Below are 19,219 nucleotides of genomic sequence, written 5' to 3' on the forward strand. Positions count from 1 at the left end.
AAACCAATTTATTTTATGAAAAAAATTGTAATTATCTGCCTGGTATTGGTACAAACTCTTACAGCCCAAACTTCAGAAAAAAAAGTATGGGATTTACTACTCGCCAACAAGCGAGAAGAAGCACGGAAACTCTTTGATAAAGAGTTGAAATCCAAGAAAGAAACGCAAGCTGAGTATTTAATTCTTGATGCGATTTTAACGCACGAAATGGGGCAAATGTCCTTTGATGACACTTTTGTAAAACAATTTCTAGCGACTTGTAAAGATCGTGCGTATTTGTACCCAATTTTCTACAAACCCTATGTGATGGACAGTCCCAATGGGAATGGTTACAACGAGTACACGTACAAAAAGATTGATTTACTCGCAGCCCATCCCTTGTTTGGAACAGACCCTATAGTACTTTATTTCAAAGCCATCTGTGACCGTCGACGTCGCGATTTTGCGGGTTTTGAAAAAGCTATTGCCCAATTGAAAGCGCTTGATTCTTGGCAATACTGTGGGGTATTTGAAAACCTAAATGACAGTGGTTTTGATACGGAATATGAACCTGAAACCTATGCCAATAATGACAAATTATTTGATGCCAACAGCAACGGAAAAGTAGGCTGGTACAACCCTGTTGACCTCGATCGAGAAGGGTATCATATTTTTAATAACGAAGCAGAGTATGGCGATGGAATCATGTACGCCCAATTGTTTTTGGACAACCCCAAAGCGCAAGAAGTGTATTTGAATTTTGGTGCAAGTAGTTCGATCAAGTTTTTCCTCAACGATACCGAAATTTACAGCAATAATGATGTTGACGCAACTGACATGAATGCGTTTCGGATGAAGTTTACCTTGCCCCAAGGAATGAATCGTTTGTTGGTGAAAATTTCTACGGATGGATCTAACGACAATTTCTTTGTATCGCTTTTGGACGCTCAAGGAAATGAAATTCAGGGGTTGAACAAATACAATACGTTTAAGCCCTATCAAAAATCAACGTTTGAGCAACTCAATCCTATTGAATTGGAAGTGGAACATGAAGCCTTTTTTAAACAAAAATTGGTTCAAAATCCCGATAATGTTTTATACAAAATTTTGCTATTAGAAGCGTACAATAACAATAGTAAAAACGAACTAGCGACCGATATTATTGAAGAATTGACTAAGCTTTATCCGAAGTCTTCCTTGATACAAGTGATGCAAATTGCCAATTTGAACAATCGCGAGGAAAATCAAAAATCGGAAGAGGTAGCCAAAAACATTGAGGTCAATGATGAAGGATATTATTACAATTTCTTGATGAAAGTGCAAGACAGCGATTGGTTGCGGTCGACTTCAATTATCGAATTGGAAAAGTTTAGAGAGAAATTGAAATCCGTAAAATCGGAAGCAATCAACACGGTTTTTGATTTTATATTGGCATCACGGAAATCCGATTTAAATCAGATGACCACCAAATTGGAAGAATTGTTTTCTAATTCAAATTACAACGAATTTTACATCACTTCTTTTATCAATGTATACGAACGGTTGAAAAACGATAAAAGTAAAGCAATCGCCATGATGGAGGAAATGCTGACCAAGCGGGAGAATTTTACCGCGCTAAAGAATTTGATTTCTTACTATGACGATGCCAACCGTAAAGAAGATGTGATGCGTTTGACCAAAGAAATATCCGACCGTTATCCTTTCCATAACGGATTGCGCGATGATTATGCCGATTTGTTAATCAAAGAAAAACGCTATGATGAAGCGATGGTAGAAATTGATCGGGCGTTACAAAACTTCCCGTATTCGTTCCGTTTGATGCAGCAAAAGGGAACCATTTACAATAATCAAAACAAACTCAAAGAAGCAGAGGTGTATTTCCGTAAGTCTTTGATCCACAATTCGGGAAATAGTAATTTGCGTAAACAGTTGTATGATATGACCAAAACACCCGATGAAATCGAGGAAGTGGCTTCCAAAGACATTAATGAAATTATCAAAAAACGACGCAATACGACTTTAAAAGGCGATTTTGGGGTAACCGTTTTGTTGGACGAATACATTGTCAACGTACTTCCTGAAGGAGGTCGTAAGTCAAAAGTGACTTACCTGTATGAGATTACTTCCGAGCAAGGAATCGAGGAAATGAAAGAATACAATATGCAATCGTATCGCAATTCGCTTTTAAAGTCGGAGGTAGTGAAACAAGACGGTACAATTGTTCCTGCCGAAGAGGGTAGTGGAACTTTGGTATTCACCGATTTAAAAGTGGGCGATGTGATTTACATTCAATATGAGCGTTATGAAAACTCGTATGGACGTTTTTACCGCGATTTTGATGTTTCCTGCTATTTCAATAGTTTTTATCCTGCAGTTGAGGTGATTTTTGGGATTATTTATCCGCAAGACGTTCAGTTTTTAACACATTTTTCCAATGGAAATGTGACTCCTACGCAAAAGAAAATTAACGGAAAGAACCTCACGTTGTACCAACGCACGAATGTTCCCGCGATGCCTTTGCAAGAACCCTATGCCGCCGATAATTCGGATTTGACCAATACGATTCGCATTGGAACGATTAAGAGTTGGAAAGAAATAACGAATTGGTATTCGGATTTGGTGAAAAAGCAATTGAAGCAAGATAAAGTGACGCGTAAAACGTTTGCCGAAATTTTCCCAAAAGGAGTAACAGGGATGTCTCAAGAAGCTATTGCCAAAGCGATTTACACCTATATAGAAAGCAACATCAAGTACAGCTATCAAGATTTTCGTCAAAGTGGTCACGTGCCTCAAAAACCATCCAAAACAATCACCACGAGGTTGGGCGATTGTAAAGATGTCTCCACCTTATTTGTGGCTTTGGCGGAGCAAGCAGGATTAAAAGCGAATTTGGTTTTGGTGATGACCAATGATAACGGATTTTCTTCCATGGCCCTTCCTACCAATGAATTCAACCATTGTATTGTACGAGTGACTTTGGATGGTAAAGATCATTTCTTGGAATTGACCGATAAGTATTTACCTTTTAAAGCGTTGCCTAGCAGTTTGTATACGGCCAATGCTTTGGTAATTTCATTTGACAAAGCGGAGAATGAAAAGTCCCAAATTATTCGTATTCCTTTTGACAATGTCCTTCGCAATGTGGCGCGCGCCAAAACCGAAGTGACTTTAGATGAAAATGTAAAAACCTTTGTCAACACATTTACCGTAGAAGGCGCCAACAAATCGTATTACAACGAATTGTTCTCCGACGCGACTACTGAAGACATTCGCAAAAAGCGTATAGAAGAAGATTACAACAATAAATTGAAGAAAAATGTAACCTTCCAAAGTGCAAAATCTATTCAAAACGATACGTTTGAAAAAGGAATCACATTTGAAACGCGTTTTACCATAGCCGAGCGTTTACAAAATGTAGGGAACTTAAAAATTACGGAAATTCCCTTCTTGGATAAAGTGTATACGCGCGATATCGTGGCTCTTGACAAACGCAATTATCCAATTCAGTACTTTAAGTATGAAAATTCAAATGCCTACCACAGTGAGGTTATTTTGACCATACCTGCGGGCAAAAAATTTTCGGAGATTCCCGAGAGTAAATCGTATCAATATAAAGGACACTCGTATAGCGTCCGCTTTGAAAGTGTGAGTCCGAATGTGTTAAAAGTAACCCGTGATGTGACCTTGGATTGGAATGATATTGACACGGCCGAATACCTCAATTACAAAAAGTATGTAGAAGATGTGATTGCCGCAGAGGAGCAAATCGTAGGCTTCAAGTGATATATAAAAACCGTCTTTGGTTGTGAAACGGCTTCATTCTTTTTTTAAGAGGTTATGTTTTTGCGTAAAATAAAGGCAGCTAACAACGCAATCATCAATCCAAATGGAAATATTTCTGAAAACGTTATCCCAAAACGAAATAATGGATTTTTGTAGTTTTCTGCCATTTCTGAAACTTTATTTAATTCCGTTTGAAGCGCTTCGCCTGTTAAACCAGAAGCCTTGAGTTGCGCAATTTGATCGGCAGAAAAATGGTCCATGAAGTTAGGAAATACCCATTGAAATTCAAGCATCCACACTATTGTATAACTGAGTGAGGCAATGACTGCAATACTAAGTCCGATTTTTAGTGCTTCTAAGAAGGGAAGATGTCCTAAATGATCTCTTTTGTAACGTTCTAATGCAAAATAAATGGCTGAAAATCCCAGCAACATGCCAGCAAAACCAATGGCCATGGAAGCCGGTTTTTGATTGTAATGTGCATACAAAACCGTTGAAATGATCATGCATACTACAATAATGAGGGAGGCGATTATACTGTAGCGTAAAACATATTTTTTCATACATTGTTTATTTTGGTTGGCTCATGTAAACGTACAAAAAATATGATTTGGTCAAAATGCGTTTCCGAATGAATTTATTCTCAACGGTTTACCACTTTGGTATGGGCAAAGGCATCATAAATTCCCGAGCGGTTTTTATTGAGGAGTATCCAAAGGAATCCCAAACCAAAGCACAAATAGGCTGGAACTTTTAATACATTTCGCTTAAGGGATTGTCCCCAGCTCAGGGGCTCATTCATCCCATTGACCACTTTGATGCCCATCAACCTTTTGCCCCACGTACCCTGCCATGGGGATGCTTCCAATAGAAAACACATCAAAGCCCAAAAACCAAAACTATGCAGGCGAATTGCACTTCGAAGGGTCGCGTACCCTTCAGGATTCTCTTTTTTCAATTGGACATCAAAAATCGAAAATCCATGAACCCAATGGTAATAACATAAAACCAAAATCATGATAGGGATAATGTCAACGAGGTAGGCGGCTAAACGTTTTCCGTTAGAAGCGGTGGCATAGAGTGAATATTCCATGTTTTTTTTGTTTGAAAAGTACAAATTTAAACGCAAAAAATAAACCTAACCCACACCGAAGTGCACGTTAGGTTTTCAACTAAACCAACCTTTTTATTTTTACTTATTGATTGCGGAAGACCAATTTACCATCGAAGCTATCCAATAATATGATGCTGTCGGTGGTGATAGTTCCGGCTAGAATTTCTTTGGACAATTGGTTCAAGACTTCGCGTTGCACTACCCGTTTTACAGGGCGTGCGCCAAACTCAGCATCGTAACCTTTGGTTGCCAAATAATCGACCGCCTCGGGTGTTGCATCCATGGTGATGTGTTGTTGCGCCAACATTTTGGTCACGTGTTTCAATTGCAAGTTAACAATTTGACGAATGTTGTCTTGGGTCAAAGGCGTGAACATGACGATTTCATCGATACGGTTCAAAAACTCGGGGCGCACGATTTGTTTGAGTAAGCCCAGCACTTCGTCTTTGGCCAATTCGGCTGCCGTTTCTACGCTTCCTTTGAGGTTTTCAAACTTCTCTTGGATGATGGCACTACCCATATTGGAGGTCATGATGATAATGGTGTTTTTGAAATCAGCCAAACGACCCTTGTTGTCGGTTAAACGTCCTTCGTCCAAGACTTGCAATAAGATGTTGAAGGTATCAGGATGGGCTTTTTCGATTTCGTCCAACAACACCACACTGTACGGTTTTCTGCGCACGGCTTCTGTCAATTGGCCCCCTTCGTCATATCCAACATAACCGGGTGGTGCACCTACTAAACGGCTCACACTGTGGCGTTCTTGGTATTCACTCATGTCGATGCGGGTGATGGCATTTTCATCGTCAAACAAGTATTCGGCTAGTGCTTTGGCCAATTCGGTTTTACCAACACCGGTGGTTCCTAAGAATAGGAAAGAACCAATAGGTTTTTTGGCGTCTTGCAATCCGGCCCGACTACGACGCACTGCATCGCTTATGGCGGCAATCGCTTCTTCTTGACCCACGACGCGTTTGTGGAGTTCGTCCTCCAATTTCAACAATTTCTCGCGTTCGCTTTGCAGCATTTTGGTAACGGGAATGCCAGTCCATTTGGCTACTACTTCGGCGATATCATCATGGGTAACTTCTTCTTTGATTAACGAATCGCCCTTTTGATTTTCTTGCAATTGGGTTTGCAACGCATTGAGCTGTTCTTGCGCTTCTTTGATTTTTCCATAGCGCAATTCGGCCACCTTTCCGTAATCACCTTCTCGTTCGGCACGCTCGGCTTCCAGTTTATAGTCCTCGATGCTTTGTTTTACATTTTGGATGTTTTCTACGACTTCTTTTTCCGACTTCCATTTGGCGAAAATCTCATTGCGCTCTTCTTTTAAGTTGGCCAAATCCAAGCCCAAGGACTTTAATTTGGTTTCGTCTTGCTCGCGTTTGATGGCTTCAATTTCGATTTCCAACTGCATGATTTTACGATCCAATACATCCAATTCTTCGGGTTTGGAATTGATTTCCATGCGAAGTTTGGAAGCGGCTTCGTCCATCAAGTCGATGGCTTTGTCGGGTAAAAAACGATTGGTAATGTAGCGCTGTGATAATTCCACCGCCGCTATAATCGCATCGTCTTTGATACGCACCTTGTGATGGGTTTCGTATTTTTCTTTGATACCGCGCAAAATCGAAATCGCACTTTCCGTATCGGGTTCGTCCACATTGACCTTTTGAAAACGACGTTCAAGCGCTTTGTCTTTTTCAAAATACTTCTGGTATTCGTCTAAGGTGGTTGCACCAATAGCTCTGAGTTCGCCACGTGCTAAAGCCGGTTTCAAAATATTAGCCGCATCCATAGCGCCTTCACCACCTCCGGCTCCTACAAGGGTGTGGATTTCATCAATAAAAAGAACGATATCGCCTTCGGCTGAGGTGACTTCTTTCACCACGGATTTAAGTCGTTCTTCAAATTCCCCTTTGTATTTTGCTCCCGCAATTAGGGCACCCATATCGAGGGAATAGACGATTTTATCTTTCAAGTTTTCAGGTACGTCGCCATCGACAATACGGTGGGCGAGACCTTCAGCGATAGCTGTTTTTCCTACCCCGGGTTCGCCAATCAACATGGGGTTGTTTTTGGTGCGGCGGGTGAGAATTTGCAATACGCGTCGAATCTCTTCGTCACGACCAATTACAGGGTCGAGTTTTCCGGTTCGGGCTAACTCGTTGAGGTTTTTGGCGTATTTGTTCAAGGCGTTGTAGGTTTCTTCAGCGGAGGCAGAAGTGACGCGTTCGCCTTTACGCAATTCAGCGATGGCGGCTTCGAGTCCTTTTTCAGTTACCCCTTGGTCTTTAAGTATTTGCGCGATTTTACTTTTGGTTTTAAAAATGGCCAATACCAAGTGTTCGATGGAAATGTATTCATCGTTCATTTTTTTGGCGATAATACCCGCTTCGGTAAGGGCGGTATTGGCGTCACGCGACAGCATGATTTCGCCCCCCGATACTTTGGGGAAGCTTTGTAATGTGCTGTCGAGAATACGCTGGAACAACTCGACATTCACGTTTAGCTTTTTCAAGAGAAAAGGCGTTACGTTTTCATCGACCTCCAAAATCCCTTTGAAAAGGTGTTCGTTTTCGAGTTGTTGGTGTCCAAAAGCTTGTGCAATTTGTTGGGCTTGTTGCACGGCTTCTTGGGACTTGATGGTTAAGTTTTTTAAATTCATGGTATGGTTCTCTTTTGTGTGTTGTGGAATAAACGTTTTTAAAAACGTCATTATGTATTCGTCAATAAACGTTCCATTGGTATTTGGCTGTCAAATTGGCTGAAAATCAGTGTTCTTTCCATCTCCTTTGCTGTCTTTTTGGCGTGAAATACAAGCTTCAATGTCAGTAATCTAATCCTCATTTTTTTTGTAATTTTGAAAAAAAGGAACTATGAGTCTATTTGGATCATTATTTGGCGGAAACACCCCCGAACCCTCTTCGAAAATAAAATGGATTAAATTAACGGATTTAAACTATTTAGAGTCGATGCTTCAGGAATCGCACGCGCATCCAGTACTGGTTTTTAAGCACAGTACCCGTTGCAGTATCAGTCGGATGGCGTTGCGCCAATTTGAAACCGATTGGAATTTGGAGGGTAAAATCACCCCTTACTTTTTAGATTTGTTGGAATACCGACCTATCTCCAATGCTATTGCCGAGCGTTTGAGCGTGGTGCATCAATCGCCGCAAGTGATTGTGGTCAAAGCGGGGCAAGCGGTGTATGATGCTTCTCACGAAGCTATTCAGGTTTCGGCCTTAGCATCGTTAGGGTAACGTGTTTTGAAGTCCTCGTGTTCTTTTTTAGCCCCGATAGAAGTGGCATCCCCCGATTTATCGGGGATATAACGAAAAGCGGGTGATGCGTGATTGTAGTTCTTGGTTCTTGCTCCTTATTAAAAATAACAAAGCCCCAATTGAGGGTCTTTCATTTTTTATACGGTAATTGATGGTTCTTGTTGGCTCAAGCAATGGAAACTGCCGAGACCCCAGATGAGGTCGACGGAGTTGATGTCTACCACACGGCGGGTGGGGAAGCATTGCTGGATAATGTCTAACGCGCGATCGTCGTTTTTCAAGTCTTGGAACGTAGGTACGATCACCGTTTCGTTGGAAATATAGAAATTGGCATACGAAGCGGGAAGAATTTGGTCCTCATAAATCACCGGTTTCGGCATGGGGAGTTCCACCACATTCAACTGCTTGCCGTTTTCCAAACGCATTTGGTGCAACAATTTCAAGTTCTCTTGAAGGATTTCGTAGTTCTCGTCGTTTTTATTTTCTTCCACTACGGTCAACACGGTATCTTCATTGACAAATCGGGTTATGTCGTCAATATGGCCGTCGGTATCGTCACCGATGATGCCATCGCCGAGCCAAAGAATATGATCGACTCCATAATACTTGTGGAGGTAGTCTTCAATTTGGGCTTGGTTTAGGTGCGGATTGCGGTTTTCGTTGAGTAAACAAGCGGTGGTGGTCATGAGCGTACCGCGACCGTTGAATTCTACACTGCCACCTTCCATGACGATGCCTGGGTTGAATACGGGTAAACCAAGTTTTTCACCGATTTTCGTCGGAATCACATCATCCAAATCAAACGGAGGATATTTACCACCCCAGGCATTATAGCCCCAATCCACAATGGCTTTTTTGGCTTCTGTTTTGTGTAGAAGGAAGGCTGGACCGTGATCGCGGCACCAAGCGTCGTTGGTGGGATGATGGTAAAATGTGATGCGTGCCCAACGGTTAGCGAAATCGCTGATTCTTTGGGCGTATGCGGAGGTTTTAATTTTATTTTCAGCGAACAATTGCATGGCCGCATCGGCTACATTGATACATACGCGTTGGTGCGAAGCCACTTGCAAAATAAATTCGGCATAGGGATCAAAAATGGTATGAATTTTACCCGGCCACGATTCTTCTTTATGCGGCCACGAGAGCCAGAGTGCATCTTGAGGGGCAAATTCGGCGGGAAAATAATAGCCTAATGCTTTTGGGGTCGCCAAATTAGTCTTCATCAATAAAACGTTTGGTGATTGGAGCATAGCTATCAATTCGGCGATCGCGTAAGAAAGGCCAGTGCATTCGGAAATAATCCGATTGGTTTAAATCGAGCGGTACGACCGTAGTTTCCTCTTGGTCGTGGGTGCCTAGGTATAACAATTTACCTTGACCGTTGGCGACAAAACTACCGCCCCAGAATTTCATAGCCCCGTTTTGTTCAAAGCCTACGCGGTTCACGCTGACAACAGGAACGCCGTTGGCTACGGCATGGGAGCGTTGAATGGTTTGCCAAGCGTTGTATTGGTCTTGGTTGGTTTCTTCGTCTTGATCGGTAGCCCATCCGATAGCGGTAGGGTAGAACAAGATTTCGGCACCCATCAAAGCCGTGATACGACTTGCCTCGGGATACCATTGGTCCCAACAAATGAGGATTCCGATTTTGGCAAATTTGGTTTGGAATACTTTGTATCCTAAATCGCCGGGAGTGAAATAGAATTTTTCGTAAAATGCTGGATCGTCGGGGATATGCATTTTGCGGTATTTTCCGAGGTAGGTACCGTCGGCATCTAGTACCGCAGTAGTATTGTGGTAAATGCCGTGTGTACGTTTTTCAAAAAGAGAGGCGATAATTACAACACCAAGTTCCTTAGCAACTGCAGAAAGTGCATCCGTACTCGGTCCCGGAATGGCTTCGGCAAGTTGAAAGTTGTCGTAATCTTCGACATCACAAAAATATAAGGAAGTAAATAATTCCTGAAGACAAACAATTTGGGCGCCTTTTTCGGCGGCTACACGCACTTCGCGAATTGCTTTTTCAAGGTTGGCGGCTTTATCGTGGGTACACGACATTTGTACCAAACCTACATTTACATTTGCCATAGTATTTGAAAAATTTTTGCAAAAGTAGCTAAAAATAAAACGTGAATAGGGGAAGCTTTTCTTTTGTATTTATTTTCGGTCGGGATAAATGAGTCCCATCAACAAGCTAACCGCTAAGCACGTAATAATATTCATTGGGGAAGGAGAAACGCTGAACTCATTTAGGGCATCAATTTCAAAAAAGAATTGAAACAAGAAATGGGTCGCATCATAATCACAGCTACTACAAAAAACTTCAGTGCATAGAACAAAATTAAGTATTTGTAATACGAATAAAGTGATGCCGCTGATGATGATTTTTCGTATCAAATGGATTTATATTGGTTTAGTTTCGCAAACGATGCCGACTGATAATTTCTTTCAATTTATTTTTAAGATTTTGTCCCGAATCGGCCACCATTTGTTCATTGCTTGGAAAAGGGACGGCTACCCGTTCGAAAAAGGGAAGATAATTGCTTTCACAGGCTTGTTTGTTGCCTTTGTAACGCGCATAGATATGTTCGAATACAAATTCACTACTCAACGGATAGGTGTTAAGCAATTGATTGGTTTTTAGGTCCAAATAGTCAATTTTGGCCGTAACTTGTACCGTTTTGAACTGGCGGAATTCAAAAATCGTGATCGATACATTTTTCATATTATCGACCATGACGAAATTTCCTTGTTGATCTTTCACGGGATTGCCATTGGCATCCAAAAGTCTTTTTTGCCCGTCTTTGATTTGTTTTTCCTTCACAAATTCACGTTCTTTTACTTGTTCAGGGGAGATGTTGATCGCTCTAAAATTGACCATAATCCCATAATCATAAGTAATTCCTTTCAAGCGATTGCTATGGTAGACAGTCCACGGATCATTGAGCCCCAAGGTGCTAAAGTCCAACAAATCATTTTCCAAGCGAATAGGAATAACCATTTGCGTTTCATTTTTGGTGTATACATGAACGTAATCGGTTCCTTTTTGACGCGCTTCATCGATTAGTTTGGCACTGTCTTTAAATCCGGGGCTAAGCTCTTGCAAATAGTTAAGGTCGTCGAAAGCTCGGCGAAAATTCATTTTATCTCGAGTAGCAAGCAGTGCTTTGGCATTATCATAAAGGTGTTTGGCCAGAGCATTTTTGGTGCTCACGATTTCATCACTATAGTTGTCAAAATCAAAGGTTGCCTTTCGGTTTTGACTGATAACCCGAAGGGGTAATAAGGGTTTGATACGTTCCTGCCGTTGGTGTAGGGCGACATAGGTATTGTAAATCTTTTCGGTATTGGAAGGATTGGCGTCTTTAAACCAAAGTTCAATTTGTTGCAAGTCGCGTGCTTTGGCTTTGGCAAAGGCTTCTTCGAGAAAAAGAACATAGTCTTGTTTTCCTTTGGCGTCTTTTCGTTGGCGTAAATTATCGATAGCGATTTGGATGGCTTCATCGTAATTTCCTTCGGCTAAAGCGTTTTGTGTTTGGCGAACGCCGCAACTTACTACGAAAAAGAAGGCAATAAAGAATACACTAATTTGTTTCATGGTTTTACACATTAAAAGTAACCGCAGGTAAAAGTTTGCTACTGCATTCGCCGAAACCTATTCGTACCCGATCATTTTGGCAATACCCACGGAGGATGACAGTGTCGTTATCTTGAATAAATTTTCGTTCAGAACCATCGGTAAGACGCAACGGATTTTTCCCACCCCAGGTTAGTTCAAGCATAGAGCCAAAGCTGTCTTCTGTGGGACCCGAAATCGTTCCACTTCCCATCATATCACCCGAGTTTACCCGGCAACCGTTGATGGTATGATGCGCGAGTTGTTGTGCCATGGTCCAATACATGTATTTAAAATTGGATCGGGAAATTACAGTTTCAGTACTATTTTCAGGTTGCAAAGCTACTTCCAAATGAATGTCGAAAGCATGATTTCCCTCGTGTTGCAAATAGGGAAGGGGTTGTGGGTTTTGCGTTGGACTGGCTACACGGAAGGGTTCAAGCGCATCCATAATCACAATCCAAGGCGAGATCGAAGAGGCAAAGTTTTTGGCCAAAAAGGGACCCAACGGAACATATTCCCATTTTTGGATATCACGAGCGCTCCAATCGTTGAAAAGTACCATACCAAAAATATAATCTTCCGCTTCATATATTGGTACGGGTTCCCCCATAACATTTGCATCGGTGGTAATGAATGCCATTTCCAATTCAAAATCAACCAATTTGGAAGGGCCAAAAACAGGGGTTGTGGCATCGGCGGGTAGCGTCTGACCTAAGGGTCGGTGGACGGGAACACCCGAGGGGATGATGGTGGAACTGCGTCCGTGGTATCCTACTGGAATATGAAGCCAGTTGGGGAGTAATGCATTTTCGGGATCGCGAAACATTTTCCCAACATTGGTAGCATGTTCTTTACTACTGTAAAAGTCAGTGTAATCTCCTATTTGAACTGGCAATAACATTTCTACATCATGTACTTGGAAAATCACAATTTTACGCTGTTCAACATTGTCGCGTAAGATTGGATTGTTGATTTCAAACAAATCAGAGAGCCGGTTGCGCACTTGACGCCATGTCTTTTTCCCGTAGGCAATAAAATCATTTAAGGAATCTTGTAGGAACATATCGTCGGGGAGTCCCAAGTCGTCAAAATAGCCTAATTGCTGTAAAGCACCCATATCAATAGCAAAATCACCAATCCGAGTGCCAATGGTGATCACATCTTCTTTGGTTAAAATAACACCAAAAGGAATATTTTGAATAGGGAAATCGCTGTTTTCGGGCACAGTAAGCCAAGTTTTTCGATCGGGGTTATTTGCGTAATGCGGCATAGGGTCTATGTTGATTTATTGTTGAAAAAATTACAACCAAATATAGATGTTCCAATCTATTTGACCAACAGAATTTGTAATTTTGGGGAGCTTTAATGAAAAACCCTTAAAAAATGCAACGAGACGAACAAATCTTCGATTTAATCCTGGATGAACAGGACCGACAAATACATGGAATTGAGCTGATTGCTTCCGAGAATTTCGTGAGTGATCAAGTGATGGAGGCGGCAGGCTCCTGTTTGACCAATAAATATGCCGAAGGATATCCTGGAAAACGGTATTATGGGGGTTGTGAAGTCGTCGATGTTGTGGAGCAAATCGCCATCGATCGTGCCAAAGCCTTGTTTGGTGCCGCCTATGTGAATGTGCAGCCGCATTCGGGCTCGCAAGCGAATACGGCAGTTTTTGCCGCTTGTTTAAAACCTGGGGATACGATTTTAGGATTTGATTTATCGCACGGAGGGCACTTGACGCATGGTTCTCCAGTCAATTTTTCAGGAAAATTATACCGTCCGGTCTTTTATGGTGTGGACCAAGAAACGGGATTGTTGAATTACGATAAAATTCAAGAGATTGCCTTGCGAGAGAAGCCTAAGATGATTATTGCAGGGGCTTCGGCCTATTCGAGAGACATGGACTTCAAGCGGTTCCGAGAAATCGCCGATAGCGTTGGCGCTTTATTGTTGGCCGATATTTCACATCCCGCGGGTTTGATTGCCAAAGGTTTGTTAAACGATCCGATTCCACACTGCCATATCGTAACGACAACAACCCATAAAACCTTACGCGGACCTCGTGGCGGGATGATTATGATGGGGAACGATTTTGAAAATCCATGGGGCTTGACCACTCCAAAAGGGGAGATTCGTATGATGTCACATGTGTTGGATATGTCGGTTTTCCCTGGGAACCAAGGCGGTCCTTTAATGCATATCATTGCAGCTAAAGCCGTTGCGTTTGGGGAAGCGTTGACCGATGAATTTTTTAGATATACATTACAAGTTCAAAAAAATGCCCAAGCCATGGCCAATGCCTTTGTTAAAAGAGGCTATCATTTGATTTCGGGAGGTACCGACAATCATATGATGTTGATTGATTTGCGCAACAAAGGAATCAGCGGAAAAGATGCCGAAAATGCATTGGTAAAAGCCGATATCACGGTGAATAAAAACATGGTGCCTTTTGACGATAAGTCCCCATTTGTGACTTCTGGAATACGTGTGGGAACGCCTGCTATCACTACCCGTGGTTTGGTAGAAGCCGATATGGAGGCGGTGGTTGATTTTATCGATCGCGTTTTGATGAATCCCAACGATGAAGACGTTATTGCGCAAGTGACAGAAGAAGTTAATGCCTTGATGGGGGAGCGTGCGATGTTTGTCTTCTAATTTTTAATAACTTGCCTAAAATTATTAATAACTTTTAATTTAGTGTTAATAACGTGTTAATAACTACCGTTGTTGGAGGTCTCCTACAGCGGTTTTTTCTTTAATTTTAGTGTGATTTTCACATAATTTTATTGATGAAAAACCCTAAAAAAATCACGCTTCATAGGTTGTTAATAACATTGCTTTTTGCGGGCCAATTGGTTTTAGCGCAAGAAGGCCAAAAGACCCATGTAGTTGCTGAGGGTGAGACGCTTGCAAAAGTAGCGCAACGTTACAAGGTAACTCCTTACGATATTATTAAATTGAATCCCAATGCTGCGCAAGGGGTGAAGGCAAATGATGTGTTGGTTATTCCTAAATCAATGGTTATTGACCGTGCTTCGGAGGCAGTAAGCTCTGAGGAAAGCAAGAATATTCTTTCACAAAAATCAACTGCTGTTGCGGTAAAGTCTGAAAATTTCTTGAATGAATTCAAAACTCATATCGTGCAACCCGGTGAGACGAAATTTGGTTTAGGGAAGTTGTATGGGATTAGCATTTCGGTATTGGAGGAGCAAAATCCACATATTGTTCTGGGATTGCAAGCAGGACATGTGCTGAAAGTGAAAGGAACGACTTCATATCAACAAGATTTGTCTTCGAATCGACGACAGGTGCAAAGTAAGAATCTTCGGGATTACACCGTGTTGAAAGGGGAGACGCTATTTGGCTTATCAAAGCGGTTTGGTATATCGTTAGCCGAATTGATGGCGATGAATCGGGATCGTATTGCGGGGATTTTAAAAGAAGGACAGTTGTTGTATGTTCCTGCAGGCCAAAATACCAATAATAAAGGGATTTGGCATGAGGTAGTTGCTGGCGAAACTAAGTTTGGATTGTCGCGTCGATATAAGGTAACCATAAATGCTTTAGAGTCAGCAAATCCGCAAATTGTACGCATGTTACAAACGGGACAGCGCATACGTATTCCAATCGAATCATCGACGAGCATCGCTGAAGGAAACGACATTGCGCCAGTTGCGAAAGCGCAAGACGATTTAAAAAACGATTTAGTTCCTCCTCCAACAAAAGCGGTTTTAGCGGAAAGTAAGATTTCGGCTCCTGTGGAAACGAAAATCGCTCCCGAATCTGTAAAAATATCTAATGAAGTTCCCGCGGAATCACTAACTCAAAATATTGATACTTCAGCGCGTTTAAATCGTGATGATTTGGTGGATTATACCATTCAGCCTAAAGAGACTTTATTTGGTTTGTCGAAACGGGCTAATATGAAAATCATGAATTTTTTAGAACTAAATCCGATACTTTCTAAGGGAGTGCAAATTGGAATGGTGATAAAAATGCCAAAAGACGCTCTTACAGTTATACATGAAACTTCCAATACCGTTGCAACATCGGCCGTTGAAGTTGTGCCTTTCCCTGAAGTAATTTCAACAAAAGAAGCGCCAAATCCAACCCAAGAAGGTGTTAGTTCAAAAGAAGCTTCCTCAACGATGGAGTATAAAGATGTGCTTAAAACAGCCGATTTTACATCAGTAAAGCGATTTGCTTTTATGGTCTCTTTTTCAGAATCCGATTGGCAACGCGCCAAGCAAACATTTCCCGATATTCAGATAGCTGATGAAAGTTCCCGACTCGAGATTATATATCACATGGGGGTTGAAAAAGCACTAGATTCTTTAAATACTTTAGGATATACGATTTCTTCAAAAATGATTCATGCGGAAGGCGCTAAAAAATCGTTTGATCTAAAGAAAATGACAGCTGATCGCGTATGGAAAGGAATGGATGCTGCCTTTTTAAGTGGTAACTGTTCCATTCAAAAGATGGCATTTCTGCCACTACCATTGATTACAGAAGTGGAAGTAGAAGGGTTGAAATCCAAAAAAGTGTTAGCCATTCAACCCGAAATGAAAGTGAGAGAGCGGGTGCTTGATGTATTGGTGCCCTTAAATGCGAATGTAATTGTAGTGAGTAGTTATACGGATGACAATAAAAAACAGCAAATTCTCAAAAAATTACCTCAAGCCCAATACGCAGTGGTATCTGAACGAACAGGATTGGATAATGAGGACTTAAAACGGTTGTTGGTAAAAGGTAAAATGAATGTAATTATCTTGGAAACTACCAAGAATAGTATGATTATTAGTTCAACCAATACTTTGCTCAATGCTGTAACTGATTACAATATTCAAGTGGCTTTATTGGAACCCAAGTTGATTGATTACTATAAAAACATTTCCCCGCTTCGCATGAACATTTTGCGAACACTATATCCAACATACGCACCCATAGAAAAAAATCAGTCCTACATAAATTTTGTGTCCCAATATCGAAAAGTATATCGCGATGACCCCGATTCGGTCTATATGCACGGGTTTGACATAGTATTTGATACCGCTTTACGAATGGCGCAAGTACAAGGTTTGTCCTATTCATTGCAACACGATAAAACAAAACAAACACTTCTTCAATTTGAATACGATTCAAAAAGTCTTGACCACTATGAGAATCGTACTATTTTTCTTTTACAACGAGAAATTAACGGAACAATAAAAGAAATCAAGCCTTGATAAAAGCGATGATTGTTTTTTTTTTGTATCTTTGAAAGACTCGGAAAGGGAAAAATCAAAAAGAAGTAGTAATACCCTAATTTGATTTCGCCTATGAATCGTTCTTTACAACGTTTTACACTCAAATCTCTCTATAACGGGCTTGGGATTTTTATATTCATTTTCTCCCAATGGGCTTACGCGCAATGTCCCACCGTACCCAATGCCTCTCAATCTTTTTGTAATACAGAATCGCCCACGATTGCTAGTTTAAATGCGATTAACAATGGAGGAGGAGTAGAATGGTTCAGTTCAAACTCTTCGACAACACCCCTTTCACCCGATGCAGGTTTGGTCAATGGAACAACCTATTTCGCTGACAATGCGGCTGGGAATTGTGGCACACGGCAACCTGTAACAGTAACCATCTACGCAGCACCTACAGGACAAAATTTTCAGGGAGTTTGTGTTGATAATCCTCTCGAAGCGACAATTGCAAACTTGATTGCCAATGGAAATAACATTCGATGGTATACAACGCCTTCGGGAGGTACGCCATTGCCAACAACTACCGTATTAACAGACAACACCATTTATTATGCAAGTCAAACGAATCCTGATACGGGATGTGAGACTTCGCGTTTGGCCGTTTTTGTTAATGTGGGTGTGGTTCCTGTTCCATCAGGTCCTGCGATACAATCTTTTTGTCTTTCACCAGGAAATACGCCTACGGTTGCTAATTTACAAGCGAGTGGAATTAATAATTGGTATGCTACAGTTTCTTCGGCAGTTGTATTAGATTCCTCTACACCACTGATTAATGGAGAGACTTATTATGCCACTACAGTGGATCCGCCGTGTGAAAGCGTTAACCGTTTAGAAATTACAGTACAATTATTACCACCTACCGATGCTGGAACTGATGGTACATTAGCCTTATGTTCCAACGCATTGACCGTAAATCCCAATCGCAATTTATTTTCAATTTTAGGCGGTAGTCCACAAACGACTGGAACATGGAGCGGACCTTTACCTACCTCCAATGGTCATCTCGGAACAGTTAATATAAATACTTTAACCGCAGCGGGAAGTCCGTACGTTTTCACCTACACGGTTACCAATGCAGCTTGTCCACCCGATACAGCAACCGTTACCATCACAGTTTCTAATCCTGTAAATGCTGGGAATGATGCGTCGCTGACGGTTTGTTCTAATAACCCTTCTGTTAATTTATTTCCTTTATTAGGGACTACTGCACAAGCAGGTGGTGTTTGGTCTCCACCGCTAGCTAGTGGTACTGGAGTTTTTAATCCAGCCATAGATTCATCGGGAACTTATACCTACACCGTTACAGGTCCCAACGCCTGTGGTAACGACACAGCGATTGTTACGGTTACCGTAAATACAGCTGCCAATGCTGGGACTTCAGCCAATACAACCGTATGTGCTTTGGGTCCTTCTGTAAATCTATTTACTATTCTTGGAGGAACGCCGCAATCGGGTGGTGTTTGGTCCCCTGCACTAGCAAGTGGTACTGGGGTTTTTAATCCTTTGGTGGATGCGCCTGGAACCTATACCTACACGGTTATAGGAATACCACCTTGTACGAATGCTTCTGCTAATGTTACAGTAACATTGACGCCAGGTATAACTCCCGTTTTCACACAAGTTCCTCCTATTTGTCAAGGGGCCATACTAACAGCCCTGCCGACCACGTCAAACAATGGCATTACCGGAACATGGTCTCCAGCTTTAAACAATACTGCTACGACTACCTATACCTTTACCCCAACCGCGGGACAGTGTGCGACGACGGCAACGATGACCATCACGTTGAATCCGAATATCGTTCCGACCTTCACACAAGTGCCTCCCATTTGTCAAGGCGCAACACTAACAGCCTTGCCGACTACGTCTAATAATGGCATTACCGGAACTTGGTCACCCGCTTTAAACAATACTGCTACGACTACCTATACGTTTACCCCAACAGCAGGACAGTGTGCGACGACGGCAACGATGACCATTACGGTGAATCCGAATATCGTTCCGACGTTTACGCAAGTGCCTCCCATTTGTCAAGGCGCAACACTAACGGCCTTGCCGACCACGTCTAATAATGGCATTACCGGAACATGGTCACCCGCTTTGAACAATACGGCAACGACTACCTCTACATTTACCCCAACCGCGGGACAGTGTGCCACTACGGCAACGATGACCATTA

At 41.8% G+C, this 19,219-nt stretch carries 13 protein-coding genes; 5 read left to right on the forward strand and 8 right to left on the reverse strand.

All coding sequences use genetic code 11. From position 1 onward, the window contains the following. The first annotated feature begins 15 nt into the window (after positions 1–15). Positions 16–3,762 (forward strand): transglutaminase domain-containing protein, encoded by a 3,747-nt coding sequence (locus tag ABWO12_RS01555; protein WP_353086617.1) that lies wholly within the window; start codon positions 16–18, stop codon positions 3,760–3,762. 44 nt (positions 3,763–3,806) lie between these two features. Here the strand turns inward: ABWO12_RS01555 and ABWO12_RS01560 are convergent, their stop codons facing one another. The 3 genes from ABWO12_RS01560 to clpB all read right to left on the reverse strand — a co-directional run bounded on the left by ABWO12_RS01560 (position 3,807) and on the right by clpB (position 7,547). After that, positions 3,807–4,325: a DUF4199 domain-containing protein gene (locus tag ABWO12_RS01560; RefSeq protein WP_353086619.1), complete on the reverse strand. Its 519-nt coding sequence runs from the start codon at positions 4,323–4,325 to the stop codon at positions 3,807–3,809. A gap of 80 nt (positions 4,326–4,405) precedes the next feature. Then, on the reverse strand, positions 4,406–4,855 hold the full coding sequence (locus tag ABWO12_RS01565; RefSeq protein WP_353086621.1) for an RDD family protein: 450 nt from the start codon (positions 4,853–4,855) through the stop codon (positions 4,406–4,408). Between the two features lie 103 nt (positions 4,856–4,958). Further along, on the reverse strand, positions 4,959–7,547 hold the full coding sequence (gene clpB, locus ABWO12_RS01570; RefSeq protein ID WP_353086623.1) for an ATP-dependent chaperone ClpB: 2,589 nt from the start codon (positions 7,545–7,547) through the stop codon (positions 4,959–4,961). A gap of 211 nt (positions 7,548–7,758) precedes the next feature. Here clpB and ytxJ point away from each other — a divergent pair, with 211 nt between their 5' ends. Continuing rightward, on the forward strand, positions 7,759–8,142 hold the full coding sequence (gene ytxJ / locus ABWO12_RS01575) for a bacillithiol system redox-active protein YtxJ (RefSeq protein ID WP_353086625.1): 384 nt from the start codon (positions 7,759–7,761) through the stop codon (positions 8,140–8,142). 158 nt (positions 8,143–8,300) lie between these two features. Here the strand turns inward: ytxJ and ABWO12_RS01580 are convergent, their stop codons facing one another. The 5 genes from ABWO12_RS01580 to fahA form a co-directional block, all read right to left on the reverse strand. Continuing rightward, a complete protein-coding gene (locus ABWO12_RS01580; protein WP_353086626.1) occupies positions 8,301–9,386 on the reverse strand; it encodes an agmatine deiminase family protein in 1,086 nt (361 codons plus the stop codon). Then, entirely contained in the window at positions 9,376–10,251 is an 876-nt protein-coding gene (locus ABWO12_RS01585; protein ID WP_353086628.1) for a carbon-nitrogen hydrolase, read from the reverse strand. Before ABWO12_RS01585 ends, ABWO12_RS01580 begins: the two co-directional genes overlap by 11 nt. A 69-nt stretch (positions 10,252–10,320) precedes the next feature. Continuing rightward, complete coding sequence (locus ABWO12_RS01590; protein ID WP_353086630.1) at positions 10,321–10,560, reverse strand: hypothetical protein; 240 nt, start codon at positions 10,558–10,560, stop codon at positions 10,321–10,323. A gap of 16 nt (positions 10,561–10,576) precedes the next feature. After that, positions 10,577–11,761: a hypothetical protein gene (locus ABWO12_RS01595; RefSeq protein WP_353086632.1), complete on the reverse strand. Its 1,185-nt coding sequence runs from the start codon at positions 11,759–11,761 to the stop codon at positions 10,577–10,579. Between the two features lie 4 nt (positions 11,762–11,765). Beyond that, positions 11,766–13,052 carry a fumarylacetoacetase gene (gene fahA, locus ABWO12_RS01600; protein WP_353086634.1) on the reverse strand — a complete coding sequence of 429 codons (1,287 nt, stop codon included), beginning with the start codon at positions 13,050–13,052 and terminating at the stop codon, positions 11,766–11,768. A 113-nt stretch (positions 13,053–13,165) separates the two neighbouring features. Between fahA and glyA the strand changes: the two genes are divergently transcribed. From glyA to ABWO12_RS01615, 3 genes are all read left to right on the forward strand, one after another. Continuing rightward, complete coding sequence (gene glyA, locus ABWO12_RS01605; protein WP_353086636.1) at positions 13,166–14,440, forward strand: serine hydroxymethyltransferase; 1,275 nt, start codon at positions 13,166–13,168, stop codon at positions 14,438–14,440. 134 nt (positions 14,441–14,574) lie between these two features. Further along, on the forward strand, positions 14,575–17,013 hold the full coding sequence (locus tag ABWO12_RS01610; RefSeq protein ID WP_353086638.1) for a muramidase family protein: 2,439 nt from the start codon (positions 14,575–14,577) through the stop codon (positions 17,011–17,013). Between the two features lie 93 nt (positions 17,014–17,106). Continuing rightward, on the forward strand, positions 17,107–19,219 hold a 2,113-nt coding region (locus tag ABWO12_RS01615), incomplete at its 3' end, for an Ig-like domain-containing protein (RefSeq protein ID WP_502902902.1).

Origin of the sequence: Flavobacterium sp., from assembly GCF_040379285.1 — a bacterium.
Classification (GTDB): Bacteria; Bacteroidota; Bacteroidia; order Flavobacteriales; family Flavobacteriaceae; genus Flavobacterium.

Bases quoted from the DNA above. Each gene is read 5' to 3' on its own strand.
- clpB (WP_353086623.1), bottom strand. From the start codon at position 7,547: ATGAATTTAAAAAACTTAACCATCAAGTCCCAAGAAGCCGTGCAACAA.
- ABWO12_RS01585 (WP_353086628.1), bottom strand. From the start codon at position 10,251: ATGGCAAATGTAAATGTAGGTTTGGTACAAATGTCGTGTACCCACGAT.
- ABWO12_RS01610 (WP_353086638.1), top strand. From the start codon at position 14,575: ATGAAAAACCCTAAAAAAATCACGCTTCATAGGTTGTTAATAACATTG.
- ABWO12_RS01595 (WP_353086632.1), bottom strand. From the start codon at position 11,761: ATGAAACAAATTAGTGTATTCTTTATTGCCTTCTTTTTCGTAGTAAGT.
- ABWO12_RS01560 (WP_353086619.1), bottom strand. From the start codon at position 4,325: ATGAAAAAATATGTTTTACGCTACAGTATAATCGCCTCCCTCATTATT.
- ABWO12_RS01555 (WP_353086617.1), top strand. From the start codon at position 16: ATGAAAAAAATTGTAATTATCTGCCTGGTATTGGTACAAACTCTTACA.
- ABWO12_RS01565 (WP_353086621.1), bottom strand. From the start codon at position 4,855: ATGGAATATTCACTCTATGCCACCGCTTCTAACGGAAAACGTTTAGCC.
- ABWO12_RS01580 (WP_353086626.1), bottom strand. From the start codon at position 9,386: ATGAAGACTAATTTGGCGACCCCAAAAGCATTAGGCTATTATTTTCCC.
- fahA (WP_353086634.1), bottom strand. From the start codon at position 13,052: ATGCCGCATTACGCAAATAACCCCGATCGAAAAACTTGGCTTACTGTG.
- ytxJ (WP_353086625.1), top strand. From the start codon at position 7,759: ATGAGTCTATTTGGATCATTATTTGGCGGAAACACCCCCGAACCCTCT.
- glyA (WP_353086636.1), top strand. From the start codon at position 13,166: ATGCAACGAGACGAACAAATCTTCGATTTAATCCTGGATGAACAGGAC.